The following is a 237-nucleotide window of genomic DNA, read 5'->3' as shown; positions in this document are numbered from 1 at the left end:
CGACATCGGCAAGAAGTACCAGTGCCTGGGCCTGGGCACCGCCGGCGTCGTCGTGATGGACGAAGACACCGACATGGTCATGGTCGCCCGCAACACCGCACGCTTCTTCTCCCACGAGTCGTGCGGCCAGTGCACCCCCTGCCGCGAGGGCGGCGCGTGGATGTACAAGATCCTCACCCGCATCGAACAGGGCGACGGCACCACCAAGGACCTAGACCTGCTGCTCGAGTTATCGAG

General features: G+C 65.0%; 1 protein-coding gene. It reads left to right on the top strand.

The features are described 5' to 3' along the window. A partial coding sequence (locus R0J87_RS24505) for an NADH-ubiquinone oxidoreductase-F iron-sulfur binding region domain-containing protein (protein ID WP_498889645.1) occupies nt 1-237 on the top strand: 237 nt, incomplete at both ends.

Origin of the sequence: Halomonas sp. SIMBA_159 (assembly GCF_046536035.1) — a bacterium.
Taxonomy (GTDB): Bacteria; Pseudomonadota; Gammaproteobacteria; order Pseudomonadales; family Halomonadaceae; genus Vreelandella; species Vreelandella venusta_A.
This window is presented reverse-complemented; position numbering and strand designations above follow the sequence as displayed.